The organism is Microbacterium sp. TPU 3598, from assembly GCF_002356155.1.
GTDB classification, from domain to species: domain Bacteria; phylum Actinomycetota; class Actinomycetes; order Actinomycetales; family Microbacteriaceae; genus Microbacterium; species Microbacterium maritypicum_A.
Genome location: NZ_AP017975.1, coordinates 397,367 through 412,625, shown reverse-complemented (window position 1 = coordinate 412,625; position 15,259 = coordinate 397,367). Strand labels below are relative to the sequence as shown.

The following is a 15,259-nucleotide window of genomic DNA, read 5'->3' as shown; positions in this document are numbered from 1 at the left end:
CGGTGAGTGAACACTGACGACCCTAAATGATAATGATTCTCAATATCTACTAGGATCGTTGACATGTCCTCCTCCATCCCCCTCCTCGCCGCTGATCACCGGGCCGGAGTCGTCTACGAGATTCATGACGGTTCCCGGCGTGTCGCCGTCGCCGACAGCTGGCTCGCCGAGCACGCGGGCTTCCTCCGGCTTCCCGCCGGATCATCCGGCCGCTGGGCGTTCGCGGACGACCGCGGCGGTGCGTTGGTCATCGCAGACGCGGACTCCGTACGACGCGTCCCGATCGCCATCCCGGCGGAGCATCTGGCCTGCGATCCGAGCGGACGCCACGTGGTCGTCACCTCCGGTCTGGGCATGAACGAGGAAGCCTGGACCGACCTGGTGTCCGTCGTCGATCTCGCGACCGACTCCTCCGTGCGCTTCCGCGTGCGCACCGGCGAGCCCGGCGTCGTGGTCGCCCCGGATCAGGCCACGGGAGAGCCGATGATCGTGCTCCGCCATCGCGAACCCGGAGCCGTCGAGGCACTGCCCCTCGCGGCGGCGCTCGAGGTCGGAGCGCACGCACCGGTCCTGCGCGGGCACGTCATCGACGACCTCGCTGCAGACGGACACGGCGACGTGGTGGACCCCGCTTCCGGCCTCATCGGCATCGCGACGAGCCGCGGTCTGGAGCGCTTCATCGTCGACGGTGGAGTTCCCCGCGCCATCGGCATCGTCCCGTGGCCCGTCGCAGGACGCGCGTACTACCTGCGCCTCGCGGGCGACACCGGGCGCGCCACCGGCATCGTCCGCGGAGGACCGGCCTCTCCCGGATCGTGGCCGGAGTGGACCAACACCTTCGTCGATATCGACCTCGCGTCGGGAGCCTCCCGCACCGTGCCGCTGCCGCCGGGGCTCGCCTTCCGTTTCGCCCTCGCCACGGGCGTCGCAGCCGTCTCCGTCATCCATCCCGACGAGGATGTCGTGATCGTGATCGATCGGGAGGACGCGCGCATCGCGCGGATCACCCCGATCCCGGCGATGACGCACCCGCCCCGCGCAGGACGACTGCCGTGGGACGGCGTCGACGGCCGCCCCGCACAGCGCCGGTCCATCGCGATCGACCCCGGCACCGGAACGATCGCCGTCACCAGCGGCGGAGACGGCACGATCCACCTCGTCGACGACAGCGGCATCTCGACCATCGAGCTCCCCACCCCACTCGACGAGGGCGGGCACCTGCTGTGGGCCGGTGCCGACCACCGCGTCGACGATCTGGTCGGCCGATGAGCGCTCGCCGATCCGCGCTCGACGACGCCCTCGCACGTGCGGAACGTCACGGTCGACCGGGTCTTCCCGTCGGGGGCTTCATCCTGGGTCGGGCCGACGGTCGCTCTCGTCGCGGTATCCACCGCCTCGACGGCACGACCGTGATCGAGCCCGACGGGCACCTCCATCGGATCTTCCCGTCGCCCGACCGTCGGCGCATCGCCGTCGAGTGGGCGCCCACCGCCGACGAGAACGCCGTCCTCGGCATCGTCGATGCCCACGGCGGCACCCTGCAGCTGCACCCCGACATCCGTCTGCGCTACGACACCGCGCTCTGGGCACCCGACTCGCGCAGCCTCGACGTCGTCGCGAGCCGCGACCGGATGCTCGTGACCCTGGATCTGCAGACCGGCGAGCAGCGGGCGGCCGCCCTCGAGGCCGATGCACGACTGCGACTGTTCCCCGGCGGGGAGAGCGGCCTGCGCGCCCTCAGCTCGGGTTCGCGAGGCACGACGCTGACCGACCGGGGCACCGGAGCATCGCTGGGTCGCTGGCCGGCGCTCCTGCGGGCCTCCCCTCTCGGCACCGGCGTGCTGGTGTGGCACGACCGCGGGCTCGATGCCGTGCCGAACGTCGGTGCCGGAAAAGACGATGCCGGAAAAGACGATGCACTCTGGCGCTGGCACGATCCCGACGCGCTGATCGTCGATGTCGCGGTGCATGATGACCGCGTCGTCGTCCTCGCCGTCGCCGACGGGCGCAGCGTGCTCATCGACCTGGTCGACGGTGTCGAGGTCGCGCGCATCGAGGCCGCGTCGAGCCCCTCCGATGCGCTCACCACCACGATGATCGGCGTCGACGACGGCGTGCTGCGTCTCGGCGTCGAGGGCCCGCTCACTCCCCCTCGCCTCCTGCAGCGCGAGCGCCGGGGGACCGTGGTGGTGCCGGCCGCTGCCGTGCGGCCCCTCGGCACGACCGTCCGCCACGACATCCGCGCCGACGACGGCGTGATCCTGACCGTCCACGTGACCTCTCCCCCGGGAACGGAGGGTCCGCTGCCGCTGATCCTGACCTGCTACGGCGGGTTCGGCGTGCCGCACCTTCCGCTCTTCGAGCCGACCGTGCCCGCCTGGGTCGAATGCGGTGGAGCGTACGCCGTCGCGCAGCTCCGCGGTGGTGGCGAGCGCGGAGCTGCGTGGCGCGAGGCGGGCCGCGGCAGGAGCAAGCACCGCACGATCGCCGACCTCGCCGACATCGCGCGCGGACTCATCGAGGCCGGAATCACGCGACCCGACCTCATCGTCCTCGCCGGGGCCTCTCTGGGCGGGGTCGTCGCAGCCGGGTGTGCGATCGCGCACCCGGAGCTGTGCGCGGGATTCGTCACCACCGCCGCTCCCCTCGATCTGCTCCACCTGGACGATCATCCGCTCGGTGCACGCTGGCGAGCGGAGGTCGGCGATGACGGCACTCGCGAATCGCGCGCTCACCTCCGGGCCCTGTCTCCGCTGGCGCAGGCCGAAGCCCTTCCGGCCGGTGCCCGGATCCCCTCCTATCTCGGCGTCGTACTCGGTGAGGACACCCGAGTGCGCGCTCGCGACACGCACCGGATGGTCGAGGCGCTGCGACGAGCCGGCGGGTCCGCCCGGCTCTGGACGGCTTCGGGGGCAGGACACGGTGCGAACGAGTCCGCCGCGCTGCACGAGCTGGGACTCACCGTGCTGGACTTCGCGGCCGAACTCACGACCGAATCCACGACCGAATCCACGATGGGACGTGCCCGATGAGCGAATCCACCGGAGCCCTCACCGGGACGGACACACGGCGCACCCCCGTTCGGCGCATCCCGCGCCTTCGTCGGCGCACCGGCGGCCGCGTCGGCTTCCGGCGGATGCTGCCCGTCGGCCCGACCGTGACGACGATCACGGTGCTCGCTGTGCTCGTCCTCATGCTCTCGGCCGCCACCGGACCCGTCACGGTCTCGCCCCTCGATGCCGCGAAGATCGTGATCGGCCATCTGGCCCCCGGCATGCCCTGGATGTCCGACGGCACCCTCACGCCGTTGCAGGATCAGGCCGTGTGGCAGTTCCGGGTGCCGCGGTCGCTCCTCGCCGCGCTCTCGGGCGCAGGTCTCGCTCTCGCCGGGGCGATGATGCAGGCGGTCGTGCGCAACCCGCTCGCCGAGCCCTACATCCTCGGCGTCTCCTCCGGCGCGAGTGTCGGCGCCGTGCTGGTGATCGTGTCGGGCGGCGCCACGTTCCTCGGGCTCACGATGAGCGGGGCGGCGTTCGTGGGCGCGATGGTCGCCTGCATCCTCGTGGCCATGCTCGCGCGCATCCGCGGAGAGCTGTCTCCGACCCGCATGATCCTCGCCGGCGTCGCACTGGGCGCTCTGTTGAGCGCGGTGACCAGCTACCTCACGCTCACCACCGATGCCCAGAACGTCGTCAGCGTGATGTTCTTCCTGCTCGGCAGCGTGTCGGCCGCCGACATGTCGTCGCTGCTGATCCCCGCGGTCGCACTCGCCGTCGCCTGCATCGCGGTCTTCGGGCTCTCGCGGTCGATGAACGCGCTGCTCGCCGGTGACGAGTCCGCGATGGCGGTCGGCGTACGAACGACCCGGCTGCGTGGGCTGCTGCTCGTGCTCGCCTCGCTCCTGACCGGTGCGATCGTGGCCGTGAGCGGCGGCATCGGCTTCGTCGGCCTCGTCGTGCCGCACATGGCGAGACTCCTGGTCGGGTCGGATCATCGTCGGATGCTGCCGATCACGGTCCTCGGCGGCGCGCTGTTCCTCATGGTCGCCGACCTGCTGGCCCGTACGGTCGCGATGCCGACCGAGATCCCGCTCGGAATCCTCACCGCCTTCGTCGGTGCTCCCTTCTTCCTGTGGTTGATGCGCAGTGGCGGCGAGCGCGCGGGGTTCGACCGATGAGCGTGCTGTTCGACCGCGTGAGCGTCGCACGCGGCGGTCGCACCGTGCTGCACGGCATCGACCTCGAGGTCGGCACCGGGCGCATCGTTGGGCTCCTCGGCCCGAACGGCAGCGGCAAGTCCACGCTCCTGCGCGCGCTCTTCACGGGTCAGCGTCCGCACACGGGGCGCGTCCTGATCGACGGCGCCGACGTGTCGCAGCTGGCCCCGCGCGCCCTCGCCCGCACGGTGTCGGTCATGCTGCAGGACTCCCCTTCCGAGTTCGACCTGACCGTGCGGGAGACCGTGCTCGTGGGCCGTTCGCCGCATCGTCCGCCCTTCAGCCGGGACACCGCGGAGGATCAGCGCATCGTGGACGAGGCTCTGCGCACCGCCGACGTGCACGACCTCGGCGACCGCCTGGTCCGTTCGCTCTCGGGCGGTCAGCGCCAGCGGGTGATGCTCGCCCGCGCTCTCGCGCAGAGCGGCGAGATCCTCGTGCTGGACGAACCGACCAACCATCTCGACATCGCGCACCAGCTCGACCTGATGCGCGTCGTGAGCGGACTCGGCACGACCGTGATCGCGGCCCTGCACGACCTCAACATCGCCGCGGCGTTCTGCGACGAGGTCGCCGTGCTCGACGAGGGCCGACTCGTGGCCTTCGGTCCGCCCGACACGGTGCTCGCCCCGGCGCTCGTCGACGAGGTCTTCCACGTCACCGCCCGCATCGCCGTCGAGGTCGACACCGGGGCACGCGCGATGACCTTCCATCCCCGAGAGCCGGTCAGCGGCTGATCGACCCGACACCCGAACCCATCACCAAGGAGAAGAAGAATGACACCCCGTACCCGAACCACCCGCCTCCTCGCCGTAGTGACCGTCGGTCTGGGCGCGATCGCCCTCACCGGGTGCGGCGGAGGAGTCTCCGCCGGAACCACGCCCTCCGCCTCCGGCGAGGCGATCACGATCGAGAACTGCGGCCGCACGGTCGAGATCCCGTCCACGCCCACCGCCGTCGTCGGGCTGCACCCGTCGCAGACCGAGCTGCTGCTGCGTCTCGGCCTCGCCGATGCGCTCGTCGGCCAGGCCCAGGCCACGACCCAGAAGCTGCCGTCCGACGTCGCGGACCTCGCCGCCGAGGTGCCGGTCATCGGCGGTGACGCCCCTCCGAGCCGAGAAGAGCTCCTCGCCGTCGAACCCGACTTCGTCTACTCGCCCACGACGTACGAGTTCACTGCCGAGCAGGGATTCGCCAGCATCGAGCAGCTGGCGGACGCCGGGGTCGCCGCGTACACCGCGACGGGCGGCTGCTTCGATCGCCGTATGGAGGGCACGGTCGACGACCTCTTCACCGACCTCGAGAACCTCGGCGCGATCTTCCACGTGGAAGACGAGGCGGACGACCTGATCGCGTCGTCGCAGGCCGAGCTCGCCACCGTCGACAAGGCGGTCGAGGGACAGGATCGCCCCCGCGTCGCGCAGGTCTTCATCGAGGGGACCACCCTCACCGCCATCGGCGCCGGCATCGAGTACGACATCCTGCAGCGCGCCGGTGCCGACAACGTCTTCACGCCGGAAGACCCCGCGTTCGCCGACTTCTTCGCCGCCGAGATCACCCCGGAATCCCTCGCCGCCGAAGCACCCGACGCGCTCGTCTTCGCGGTGTCCGACCCGGCGCACGAGGCGGCGGTCCGCTCCTACCTCGCCGCGACCTTCCCCGACATGCCCGCCGTGCGCGACGGCCGCCTGATCGCGGTGCCCTCGACCGATCTGTTCCCCGGCACGCTCGGCAACGTCTCGGCGGTCCGGCTGATCGCCGAGGCCCTCTACCCCGACGCCGTCTTCGGCTGAGCCGCGTCGGTAGGCACTGCGCCCCGGGGACCTCGGTCTCCGGGGCGCAGACCCTCCGGTCTCGCTGTCAGGCCTGCATCACCGCGAGCACGTTGCCCGCGGGATCGCGGAACCACGCGATGTCCGGACCCCGACCGTTGCCGCGCACGATGCCGCGTTCGTCGGACGGGAATTCCTCATCGCTGTAGATCTTGGTCTGCACGCCCCGGGCGATGAGCTCATCCACGGCGGCGTCGACATCGGCCACCGGGAAGTTCAGGATCGTGAAGCTCGCCGGGGTGTGGTTGGGCTTCGAGTAGACGAGGATCGATCCGCCGCTCGGCAGCCGCAGGTCGAGGAAACCCATCGCATTGCGCTCGACGTCGAGCCCGAGCGCCGTGCCGTAGAACTCCTCCGCCGCGTCGATGTCGTCGACGCTGAATCCGCTGAATGCGTTGTCCGCTGTGAAGGCCGCCATGATCCCAGCATCCGCCGTCCTCCGCCGATTGTCGAGGCCTTCCTCGAACGCCCTCATCGCCGCAGCCGTGCCGTGAAGCGGTCGGTCACCCGCAGCGGATCGAACAACGCCCCGAGCCCGAAGCGCACGAGCAGCGCATGCACACCCAGGCAGATCCCGATCACGATCGCGGTGAGAAGGATGGGGGCGACGGCCTCGACCACGTCCGTCGTCCGCCCGCGCGTCGAGCGCAGGACCGCATCGATGAGGGCGAGGGGCATCATGTGCAGCACGTAGATCGGCAGGGTGCGCTGTCCGATCCAGCGCAGGGGCCGCGCGACCACGTCGACGTGGCGGTCCAGGAGCACGCTGAGCGACACCCCGAACGCCACCGCGATCAGGGCGAGCGCTGGCCACACGCCCGGCAGCAGGCGGATGGCCAGGCCCGCCACGACGGCCAGCGCCGCGACGTACACGGCGGCGAGCGCGACGGTGCTCCACACCCCGACGCTCTTCGCGAACCGTTCGACGACCGCGCGCAGCCGCAGCCCCACGAGGAAGAAGAACAGGTTCTGCACCAGCTGCCACAGGTTGCCGAGGTCGGGGATGACCCCGGCCCCGGCGACCGCCGCGATCACGAAGGCGACCGGCAGCACCACGACCGCCGGGATGCGGCGAGTCAGTCGACCGATCGCCAGGTACACCGCGAGCGCGAGCAGATACCAGAGGTTCGTCGGACTGATGGTCAGCTGCGCGAGCAGCTCCCACCCGCTGGTCGCCCGAGCCGTGTCGAAGTCGGGCGCCAGAGCGAGCACGAACGTCTGGATGACGACCCAGACGATGTAGAGCATCGTCAGCCGTGCCGCGCGCCGCCGCCAGGAACTGCCGTCGTCGACGAGCACCGCGCGTGCGGCGAACATCCCGGAGACCAGGAAGAACAGCGGTATCCGCAACGGCAGCAGCTGGGCGTTCAGCGTCGCCCAGGCGTCGGTGACCGGCCCCGCACCCGGGGCCTCGATCGCGTGCTTGGTCACGACGTGCCAGAGCACCACCAGGATGATGCAGATGCCCTTCGCGACATCGGGCCATCCGACGCGTGGCGCGGGAGCCGCCGTCACGACGCCGCGCGCACGAGCCGCGCCACCAGGTCGACGTATGTCACTCCCGCCGCGGCGAACATCCGCGGCACCTGCGATGCCGCGGTCAGCCCCGGCATCGTGTTGACCTCGTTCAGCACCGGACCGCGGTCGGTCAGGAAGAAGTCCATCCTCGCCACGCCCTCGCATCCGAGGGCATCGAACACGGCGATCGCCGCCCGCTTGAGCGCCGACACCTCACCCGCGTCGAGCTGCGCCGGAACCGTGAACCGCGCGCTGCCGTCGTACTTGGTGGCCGTGTCGAACAGTCCCGCCGCGTGGATCTCGAGGGGCGGAGCGGCCCAGCGGATGCCGCCCTTCTCACGCAGCACCGCCACGTCGATCTCACGCCCCCGCACGACCTCTTCGACCAGGATCCGGCGGTCGAAGCGCGCGGCCTCGTGCAGCGCGACGAGCAGATCCTCCTCCCGCGTCACGAGACCCACACCGTGGCTGGATCCGGACGACACCGGCTTCACCACGACCTCGCCCTCGAACTCCACGTCGCCGATGTCGTCGGCCGAGACCAGGCGACCGCGTGCAGTGCCCAGACCGACGGCATCAGCCACCAGCTTCGTCGTCCACTTGTCCATGCCGATGGCTCCGGCGCGCAGGCCCGAGCCGACCACACGCACGCCGGCGAGCGCGCACAGCGCCGCGAGGGCACCATCCTCGCCCGGGGCACCGTGCACCGCGGGAAAGACCACGTCGGTCCGCGTGAGCAGCGGAAGGGCGAGGGCGAGCGACTCGGCGGCCGAGCCCCCGTGCGGGCGGCCCTCGACGCGCCAGATCCCGTCACGGTCGATCGTCACGCACGTGACCTCGTGATCGCCCATCCGCAGGGCCGCGGCGACCGCGGCTGCCGATGCCAGCGACACCTCGTGCTCGGCGTTCTGTCCCCCGCCGATGACCAGCACCTTCGTCGTCATGCGACACTCCTCTGCACTCGCGGCCCGATTCCGGTGACGATCGTGTGCGGGATGGTTCCCGCCCACCGCGCCCACTCCTGCACCGACGGCACGGCTCCCCCTTCGGGTCCGAACACGGTTGCGATCGTGCCCCGGGGGAACCGCACGGCGCCGGTGTCGATCACGATCTGATCCATGGACACCCTCCCGACGAGCGGATACCTCACCCCGTCGATCTCCACGCCGGCGCCCGCTTCCCGTTCCCGCGGGATGCCGTCGGCGTACCCGACGCCGACGACGGCCAGGTGCGTCTCCCGATCGGTCACCGCCCCGCCTCCGTAACCGACCGCGGTTCCTTCCGGCACGCGCACGCTGTGCACGACCGGTGCCGTCCAGCGCGCGGCCCCCACCAGCGCGGTCGTCTCCGACGGGTCGATGCCGACGAGTCCCGCCCCGATCCGCACCATGCCGAAATGGGTCGCCGGGTCGGTCAGCGCTCCGGACGTCGCGGCGAGATGCACGAGCACGGGGCCGAGTCCTGCGCGCAGCACGGCGTCGCGCCCCTGTCGCATCCGGAGCACCGCTGCCGCGTTCGCCGCCGGGTCGGCCTCATCGGCGCGCGGCAGATGCCCCATGACCCCCGTGATCTCGACCCTGCCCCGCCCGGTACGCGCCAGCCGGAACAGCTCGGACCAGTCGTCGAGAGGGCACCCTCCCCGCGCCATGCCGGTGTCGAGATGCAGGTGCACGCGTACCGGATCCCCGGCATCGGCGATCAGTTGGCGCAGCTCTTCGACCGAACCGACGGCGATGTCGATGCCGTGCTCCGCGGCGACGTCCGCGTCGACACCTGACGGGTTCAACCAGGAGAGGATCGGCACATCGAGCCCAGCATCGCGGAGCGCGACCGCCTCGGCGACATCGGTCACCCCCAGCCATCCGGCTCCGGCGGCGACCGCGGCCCTGGCCACGACGACGGCCCCGTGCCCATAGCCGTCGGCCTTCACCACGGCCATGATCGGCACGGCGGTCACGGCCTGCACACGGCGCAGGTTCTCGGCGACGGCACCGGGAAGGGTGTGGAGCGTCGGCGCGTGCAGACGCGAGTAGGTGGTGCGCTCGGTGGCGAGAAGGGTGGTCATCGCTTCGTCCTCGGGTCGGCGGTCGGGTCGGCGAGCATCTCGGGGCATCCGTCGTCGACGGCATCGGGGCGCAGCTCGTAGTGCCACGACTCGTTCGCGTAGATCTGGCAGAGGCCGTAGCGCGAGCCGCGCTGGGAGAGCCAGTCGAGCGCCGCCCACGGTCCGAGGTCGACCGCATCGCCCGTCACGTGCTCCGAGGTCTCGGGGGTGGCCACCCAGCGGCGCGCCTCTTCTTCTGATCCGTACTGGACGATGGCATCCTGCAGCATCCACTCCTGCAACGCGGGAGAACGCCATCCGCTGTTCACACGGATGGTCACCCCGTCGGCCTCGGCGTCGGACGCGGCGCGCTGCAGCGCCGCGAGCAGAGCGGGGTCGAGGTTGCCGACGGCGACCCTGTCGACCTCGAAGACCGTGGGCTTGTCATCGTCGAGGATCACACCGTCGGCCTCGGTCGGGGCGACCACCGAGCCGGCGGATCCCCCGGTCGGAACGGGCGTCGGGGCGGGCGAGGGGATCGTGTGCGCCGCATCGGCGAATGCCGCGGACAGCGACTGCTGCACCGCGAACGCGAGGATCACGGCCGCGGCGATCGCGATCAGCGTGACGACGACACGGCGACGGCGACGCACTCGCGGTGGATGGGGGATGGTGCGGGTGTTCATGCTCCCAGTGAAGAAGGGGGCCGGTTGCCGGGGCGTATGGGCTTTTGCATATGCTCGCGATATGCCGCACTGCGTAGGATCGCAGCCATGCGTGTACTGATCGTCGAGGACGAGCCCTACCTCGCCGAGGCGGTACGTGACGGACTGCGGCTGGAGGCGATCGCCGCCGACATCGCCGGCGACGGCGACACCGCGCTCGAACTGCTGAGCATCAACTCCTACGACCTCGCCGTGCTCGACCGCGACGTTCCCGGCCCTTCCGGCGACGACATCGCCCGGTGGATCGTGGCCTCCGGCAGCGGCATCCCGATCCTGATGCTGACCGCCGCCGACCGCCTCGATGACAAGGCGACCGGCTTCGAGATCGGCGCGGACGACTACCTCACCAAGCCGTTCGAGCTGCGCGAACTCGTCCTGCGCCTGCGCGCCCTCGACCGTCGCCGTCAGCGCAGCCGGCCGCCCGTGCTCGAGGTCGCAGGGCTGCGCCTCGACCCCTTCCGTCGCGAGGTGTACCGCGACGACCGCTACGTCGCACTGACGCGCAAGCAGTTCGCGGTGTTGGAGGTGCTGGTCGATGCCGATGGCGGAGTGGTCAGCGCCGAGGAGCTGCTGGAGCGCGCCTGGGACGAGAATGCCGACCCGTTCACCAACGCGGTGCGCATCACGGTGTCGTCGCTGCGCAAGCGCCTGGGCGAGCCGTGGCTGATCCTGACGGTGCCCGGCGTCGGGTACCGGATCGGGACGGACGCCGATGCGTAGACGCCGCGGGATGAGCGCCCGCCTCAAGCTCACCCTCAGCTATGCGGGGATCGTGCTGGTGTCGGGACTCCTGCTTCTCGCCGCCGTGGCTCTGTATCTGCTGCGGTACGTGCCGGACGTGCAGATCCCCTACTTCGAGGTCCGCGTGCCGAACCGCTCCGACCTGATCCGGGCTTTCGTGCCGGTCGCCTCCACCGTCATGGTCGTGCTGCTCGCCCTGGGTCTGGGGGGCGGATGGCTGCTCGCCGGACGGATGCTGGCGCCGCTGGAGCGCATCGGCGACGCGGCGCGGCTGGCCGCGCAGGGATCGCTCTCCCATCGGATCGCTCTCCCCGGCCCCCGCGACGAGTTCCGCGACCTCGCCGACGTCTTCGACTCGATGCTCGAACAGCTCGAGGCGCACGTCGCGGAACAGCAGCGATTCGCCGCCAACGCCTCGCACGAACTGCGCACACCTCTCGCGATCTCGCAGACGCTGCTCGAGGTCGCGCACGACGACCCGGAGCGCGACGTCGACGAGCTGATCTCACGCCTGCAACAGGTCAACACCCGCGCGATCGACCTCACCGAGGCACTGCTGCTGCTCAGCCGGGCGGACCGACGGACGTTCACCCGCGAGATCGTCGATCTGTCGCTCCTCGCGGAGGGAGCAGTCGAGGCGCTGGTGCCCCTCGCGGATCGTCGCGGTGTCGCCGTGGAGGTGGGCGGCGTACCGGCACCGGTGCTCGGCTCCGCCGCCCTCCTGCCGCAGCTGGTGACGAACCTCGTGCTCAACGCGATCGTGCACAACCTGCCGTCCGGCGGAGCCGTCGCCGTGCGCACCCACTCGATGCCCCATGCGGTCGCGCTGGTCGTCGAGAACACCGGCGAGGTGCTCCCCGCCCACCGCGTGGCGACGCTCGTCGAGCCATTCCAGCGCGGAGCCGAGCGCACCCGCAGCGACGATCATGCCGGAGCGGGGCTCGGCCTCGCGATCGTCGACCGCATCACCCAGGCGCACGGCGGCACTCTGGTGCTCACCCCGCGCACGGACGGCGGCCTGATCGTGACGGTGTGGCTCCCGCATCCCTACCCGGTGGAGCCTCCCGCCTGACCGCACGCCGGTCGGTCGTGGTTCACGCCCTCCCGTTGACGTCCCGGGTCCGGTGCCCCTCGGGTCCACCCCGGTTCACGTCCCCTCGGCCGAGGCCCTCACGTTCGCCCGGTTCAGATGTCGGAGGATTTCACGGATGTCGGGCCGGTAGGCGGTCTCCCGCCCTACATCCGTGCATCCTTCCGACGGGTGAACCGGACGCCCGACCAAATACCCGAACCCGATACCCGACGCGACGCCGAAGACGAACCGGATGCCGCTCGGCTCAGGCCACGCGGGGGTCGCGCGTCGCCGCGAGCTCACGGCCGTAGGTGCGAGCGTCGGCCTCGGCGTTCTCCTTGAGCTCGCGCGCCGTGTCGGCGAAGGCGTCGAGGGCCGGGTTCACGCCGACCAGGGTGAACGGACGCTGCACGACGCGCAGGTCGAGGCCCCAGACGTCTTCGAGCACGCGGCGCAGCCACCCGGTCGAGTGGTCCCAGCCCTCCTTGGGCGAGCCGGCCGCGTAGTTGCCGCCGAGCACGGTGACCAGCGTGGCGGGCTTGCCGTTCAGCGCAGTGCCGGTCGGGTCGATGCGCGCGTCGGTGTAGGCCAGGTCGAACCAGGTCTTGAAGTGCTGCGAGACGCCGTAGTTGTACAGCGGCACCGCGAACAGGAGCACGTCGGCGCCGATCAGCTCATCGGCGAACTGCGAGGCGAGAGCGCGGGCATCGTTCTGCGCGGGAGTGCGCTGGGCCGCGTCGACGAAGCCGCCGGTCACGGCATCCGCCCAGGCGGTCGCGGGCACCGGGTCGCTCGCCAGGTCGCGGCGGGTGACCGTGGAGTCGGGGTGGGACGCGGTCCACTCGGCCTCGACGAGGTCGGCGAGCGCTCGGCTGGCGGACGACGCGGGAAGGATGCTGGCATCCAGGCGGAACAGGGACATGGGCCTACCTCTCGTTTTCGTAGTCGCTAGGTTTTTCTTAGCGGCAGTGATTAACGTAGCACGATAGGATGAGGGCATGGCCGAGGTCGACGAAGAGCGTCAGGTGTGCGACGTTGCCGTCACACTCGCCTTCAGCGTGCTCGGAAAGCGGTGGAACGGCATGATCGTGTCGTCGCTCGGCGGGGGTCCATCGACCTTCGTCGCTCTGCGTCGGGCCGTCGCCGGAATCAGCGACACCGTGCTCTCCGACCGCCTCGCCGAACTCGCCGAGGCCGGACTCGTGGCCCGCACGGTCGACGCCGGCCCGCCTGTGACCGTGTCGTACGCACTCACGCCCGCAGGGGAAGGACTCCTGCCGATCCTGAACCAACTCGGGCAGTGGGCCTCGGCGAATCTCGCCGCGCGCGCCCACTAAGACGTTTCATCCGTCTGCCACCCGCATGACCGATCAACGGATGCATGCGAACACACCGAGTAACCCTCATGCATCCGGGGCCTTCTCATGCAGGTGGAAGCCCCACACCCGTCACCAGGGGCTGGGCTCGTAGTCCTTCAGGAACACGCCGTGGATGTCTTCGCCGGCCTCGCCGCGCACGATCGGGTCGTACACGCGGGCGGCGCCGTCGACCAGATCGAGCGGGGCATGGAAGCCCTCCTCGGCGAGGCGCACCTTCGTGTAGTGCGGACGCTCGTCGGTGATCCAGCCGGTGTCGACGGCGGTCATCAGGATGCCGTCCTTCTCGAGCATCTCGCCCGCGCTCGTGCGCGTGAGCATGTTGAGAGCGGCCTTGGCCATGTTCGTGTGGGGGTGGCCGGGGCCCTTGTAGCGGCGTGAGAACTGGCCCTCCATGGCCGAGACGTTCACGACGTACTTGCGGTGCGCATCGGATGCGGCCATCGAGGCGCGCAGACGGCTGATCAGCAGGAACGGCGCGGTCGTGTTGGCGAGCTGCACCTCGAGCATCTCGAGCGGATCGACCTGCTCGATCGACTGCACCCAGCTGTTCACGCGGTTCACGTCGGGCACGAGGCCGCCGGCGTCGATCGCGGTGCCGTCGGCATGCTTCTGGAGCGACGACGATCCGGGCGCCATCGCGAGGCGCGCGAGATCTTCGGCCGTGAGTGCCTGACCACCCTGCTCGGCGACCGTGCCGCCGAGGGCCGCGACCGAGAGCAGCGGATGCGCATCGACCGAGGCCTGCAGCGCTTGCGGGTGCGGGTCGGCCGTGTGCCCGAAGGTCTCCATCTCAGGCAGGGGTCCGTCGGGGAGGGGCTGCAGCTCGGCATCCGCCAACAGGGAGTAAGCACCCGGCGAGCGGCGTACAGTCTGTGCGGCGTTGTTGATGAGGATGTCGAGCGGGCCCTGAGCGGCGACCGAGTCCGCCAGGCCGATCACCTGAGCAGGGTCGCGCAGGTCGATGCCGACCACGCGCAGGCGGTGCAGCCAGTCGGCCGAGTCGGGCAGGGCCGAGAAGCGTCGCACGGCGTCGCGCGGGAAGCGGGTCGTGATCGTGGTGTGTGCGCCGTCACGCAGCAGCCGCAGCGCGATGTGCATGCCGATCTTCGCGCGGCCACCCGTGAGCAGGGCGCGCTTGCCGGTGAGGTCGGTGCGGGCGTTGCGCTTGCCGTGGCTGAAGCGGGCGCAGTCCGGGCAGAGCTGGTGGTAGAACGCGTCCACCACGGTGTACGGCTGCTTGCAGATGTAGCAGTTGCGCGGCTTCAGCAGTTCGCCAGCGATCGGGGCGTCGACCACGCTCGTGGCGAGGTCATGGCCGCGGGTCTCGTCGTCGATGCGGTCGGGCGCCCCGGTGGCGGTGCGGGCGACCACGGCCTTGTCGGCCTCGGCGATAGCGTCGCGGATCTGCTTGCGGCGCACGCGCTTGACGTCTTTGAACATCGCCGCGGTGGCCTGGCGTACCGCGATGAAGTCGGGGTGCTCGTTGTCGATCCGGTGCAGCTCGCGCAGCACGCGCAGCGTGGTGGCGAGATCTTCGGGGTCGACGCCCGGTCCGAGGTCGGGTGCAGCGTCGGAGGGGGCGTCGGTCATTGTGCCGATTTTACGCGAGTGTCCTGGGCATCCGCCCCTCGCCCTCGCCCTCGCCCTCGCCCTCGCCCCCGGTGCCGAGTGCACGGCATGTCGCCGAGCGCACGGCGTATCAACGCCGAAGAGCCGTGCGCTCGGCGAGATC

15 protein-coding genes are annotated in these 15,259 nt (G+C 70.7%); 8 read left to right on the top strand and 7 right to left on the bottom strand.

Annotated features, from left to right (window positions below; all coding sequences use genetic code 11):
• The first annotated feature begins 63 nt into the window (after positions 1–63).
• From MST3598_RS01890 to MST3598_RS01870, 5 genes are read left to right on the top strand one after another with little or no spacing between them, the layout of a single operon-like run.
• Positions 64–1,269, top strand: coding sequence for a hypothetical protein (locus MST3598_RS01890; protein ID WP_029260097.1), 1,206 nt, complete (start codon positions 64–66; stop codon positions 1,267–1,269).
• Complete coding sequence (locus MST3598_RS01885) at positions 1,266–3,032, top strand: prolyl oligopeptidase family serine peptidase (protein WP_029260098.1); 1,767 nt, start codon at positions 1,266–1,268, stop codon at positions 3,030–3,032. The genes MST3598_RS01890 and MST3598_RS01885 overlap by 4 nt, the downstream gene beginning before the upstream one ends.
• On the top strand, positions 3,029–4,177 hold the full coding sequence (locus tag MST3598_RS01880; protein ID WP_029260099.1) for a FecCD family ABC transporter permease: 1,149 nt from the start codon (positions 3,029–3,031) through the stop codon (positions 4,175–4,177). Before MST3598_RS01885 ends, MST3598_RS01880 begins: the two co-directional genes overlap by 4 nt.
• Positions 4,174–4,953, top strand: coding sequence for an ABC transporter ATP-binding protein (locus MST3598_RS01875; RefSeq protein WP_029260100.1), 780 nt, complete (start codon positions 4,174–4,176; stop codon positions 4,951–4,953). Before MST3598_RS01880 ends, MST3598_RS01875 begins: the two co-directional genes overlap by 4 nt.
• 39 nt (positions 4,954–4,992) lie before the next feature.
• Positions 4,993–6,009, top strand: coding sequence for an ABC transporter substrate-binding protein (locus MST3598_RS01870; protein WP_029260101.1), 1,017 nt, complete (start codon positions 4,993–4,995; stop codon positions 6,007–6,009).
• A 67-nt stretch (positions 6,010–6,076) separates the two neighbouring features.
• On the opposite strand, the gene MST3598_RS01865 is transcribed toward MST3598_RS01870, so the two are convergent.
• Genes MST3598_RS01865 through MST3598_RS01845 form a run of 5 tightly spaced genes read right to left on the bottom strand, consistent with a single transcriptional unit; the run spans position 6,077 to position 10,296 of the window.
• Complete coding sequence (locus tag MST3598_RS01865; RefSeq protein ID WP_029260102.1) at positions 6,077–6,466, bottom strand: VOC family protein; 390 nt, start codon at positions 6,464–6,466, stop codon at positions 6,077–6,079.
• Between the two features lie 53 nt (positions 6,467–6,519).
• Complete coding sequence (locus tag MST3598_RS01860; protein ID WP_051671176.1) at positions 6,520–7,563, bottom strand: acyltransferase family protein; 1,044 nt, start codon at positions 7,561–7,563, stop codon at positions 6,520–6,522.
• Positions 7,560–8,510 (bottom strand): D-alanine--D-alanine ligase family protein, encoded by a 951-nt coding sequence (locus MST3598_RS01855; protein WP_029260104.1) that lies wholly within the window; start codon positions 8,508–8,510, stop codon positions 7,560–7,562. Before MST3598_RS01855 ends, MST3598_RS01860 begins: the two co-directional genes overlap by 4 nt.
• Complete coding sequence (alr, locus tag MST3598_RS01850) at positions 8,507–9,631, bottom strand: alanine racemase (protein WP_029260105.1); 1,125 nt, start codon at positions 9,629–9,631, stop codon at positions 8,507–8,509. The genes MST3598_RS01855 and alr overlap by 4 nt, the downstream gene beginning before the upstream one ends.
• Positions 9,628–10,296, bottom strand: a complete 669-nt coding sequence (locus MST3598_RS01845) for a M15 family metallopeptidase (RefSeq protein ID WP_029260106.1) — start codon at positions 10,294–10,296, stop codon at positions 9,628–9,630. Before MST3598_RS01845 ends, alr begins: the two co-directional genes overlap by 4 nt.
• Positions 10,297–10,383: 87 nt before the next feature.
• Here MST3598_RS01845 and MST3598_RS01840 point away from each other — a divergent pair, with 87 nt between their 5' ends.
• Positions 10,384–11,055 carry a response regulator transcription factor gene (locus MST3598_RS01840; RefSeq protein ID WP_021198371.1) on the top strand — a complete coding sequence of 224 codons (672 nt, stop codon included), beginning with the start codon at positions 10,384–10,386 and terminating at the stop codon, positions 11,053–11,055.
• Positions 11,056–11,065: 10 nt separating this feature from the next.
• Entirely contained in the window at positions 11,066–12,148 is a 1,083-nt protein-coding gene (locus MST3598_RS01835) for a sensor histidine kinase (RefSeq protein ID WP_029260107.1), read from the top strand.
• A 265-nt stretch (positions 12,149–12,413) separates the two neighbouring features.
• Here MST3598_RS01835 and MST3598_RS01830 read toward each other — a convergent pair whose 3' ends face one another.
• Positions 12,414–13,070 carry an FMN-dependent NADH-azoreductase gene (locus tag MST3598_RS01830; RefSeq protein ID WP_029260108.1) on the bottom strand — a complete coding sequence of 219 codons (657 nt, stop codon included), beginning with the start codon at positions 13,068–13,070 and terminating at the stop codon, positions 12,414–12,416.
• A 76-nt stretch (positions 13,071–13,146) separates the two neighbouring features.
• Here MST3598_RS01830 and MST3598_RS01825 point away from each other — a divergent pair, with 76 nt between their 5' ends.
• The gene (locus MST3598_RS01825; protein ID WP_021198374.1) at positions 13,147–13,485 is read left to right on the top strand and encodes a winged helix-turn-helix transcriptional regulator; all 339 of its coding nucleotides are present in this window, start codon (positions 13,147–13,149) and stop codon (positions 13,483–13,485) included.
• A gap of 111 nt (positions 13,486–13,596) precedes the next feature.
• Here the strand turns inward: MST3598_RS01825 and MST3598_RS01820 are convergent, their stop codons facing one another.
• Positions 13,597–15,117 carry an SDR family NAD(P)-dependent oxidoreductase gene (locus MST3598_RS01820; RefSeq protein ID WP_029260109.1) on the bottom strand — a complete coding sequence of 507 codons (1,521 nt, stop codon included), beginning with the start codon at positions 15,115–15,117 and terminating at the stop codon, positions 13,597–13,599.
• Positions 15,118–15,259 lie beyond the last annotated feature (142 nt).

Excerpts from the sequence above, each read along its gene's own strand:
- alr (WP_029260105.1), bottom strand. The coding sequence starts at position 9,631 with ATGACCACCCTTCTCGCCACCGAGCGCACCACCTACTCGCGTCTGCAC.
- MST3598_RS01835 (WP_029260107.1), top strand. The coding sequence starts at position 11,066 with ATGAGCGCCCGCCTCAAGCTCACCCTCAGCTATGCGGGGATCGTGCTG.
- MST3598_RS01825 (WP_021198374.1), top strand. The coding sequence starts at position 13,147 with ATGGCCGAGGTCGACGAAGAGCGTCAGGTGTGCGACGTTGCCGTCACA.
- MST3598_RS01820 (WP_029260109.1), bottom strand. The coding sequence starts at position 15,117 with ATGACCGACGCCCCCTCCGACGCTGCACCCGACCTCGGACCGGGCGTC.
- MST3598_RS01830 (WP_029260108.1), bottom strand. The coding sequence starts at position 13,070 with ATGTCCCTGTTCCGCCTGGATGCCAGCATCCTTCCCGCGTCGTCCGCC.
- MST3598_RS01885 (WP_029260098.1), top strand. The coding sequence starts at position 1,266 with ATGAGCGCTCGCCGATCCGCGCTCGACGACGCCCTCGCACGTGCGGAA.
- MST3598_RS01870 (WP_029260101.1), top strand. The coding sequence starts at position 4,993 with ATGACACCCCGTACCCGAACCACCCGCCTCCTCGCCGTAGTGACCGTC.
- MST3598_RS01875 (WP_029260100.1), top strand. The coding sequence starts at position 4,174 with ATGAGCGTGCTGTTCGACCGCGTGAGCGTCGCACGCGGCGGTCGCACC.
- MST3598_RS01865 (WP_029260102.1), bottom strand. The coding sequence starts at position 6,466 with ATGGCGGCCTTCACAGCGGACAACGCATTCAGCGGATTCAGCGTCGAC.
- MST3598_RS01845 (WP_029260106.1), bottom strand. The coding sequence starts at position 10,296 with ATGAACACCCGCACCATCCCCCATCCACCGCGAGTGCGTCGCCGTCGC.
- MST3598_RS01855 (WP_029260104.1), bottom strand. The coding sequence starts at position 8,510 with ATGACGACGAAGGTGCTGGTCATCGGCGGGGGACAGAACGCCGAGCAC.
- MST3598_RS01840 (WP_021198371.1), top strand. The coding sequence starts at position 10,384 with ATGCGTGTACTGATCGTCGAGGACGAGCCCTACCTCGCCGAGGCGGTA.
- MST3598_RS01880 (WP_029260099.1), top strand. The coding sequence starts at position 3,029 with ATGAGCGAATCCACCGGAGCCCTCACCGGGACGGACACACGGCGCACC.
- MST3598_RS01890 (WP_029260097.1), top strand. The coding sequence starts at position 64 with ATGTCCTCCTCCATCCCCCTCCTCGCCGCTGATCACCGGGCCGGAGTC.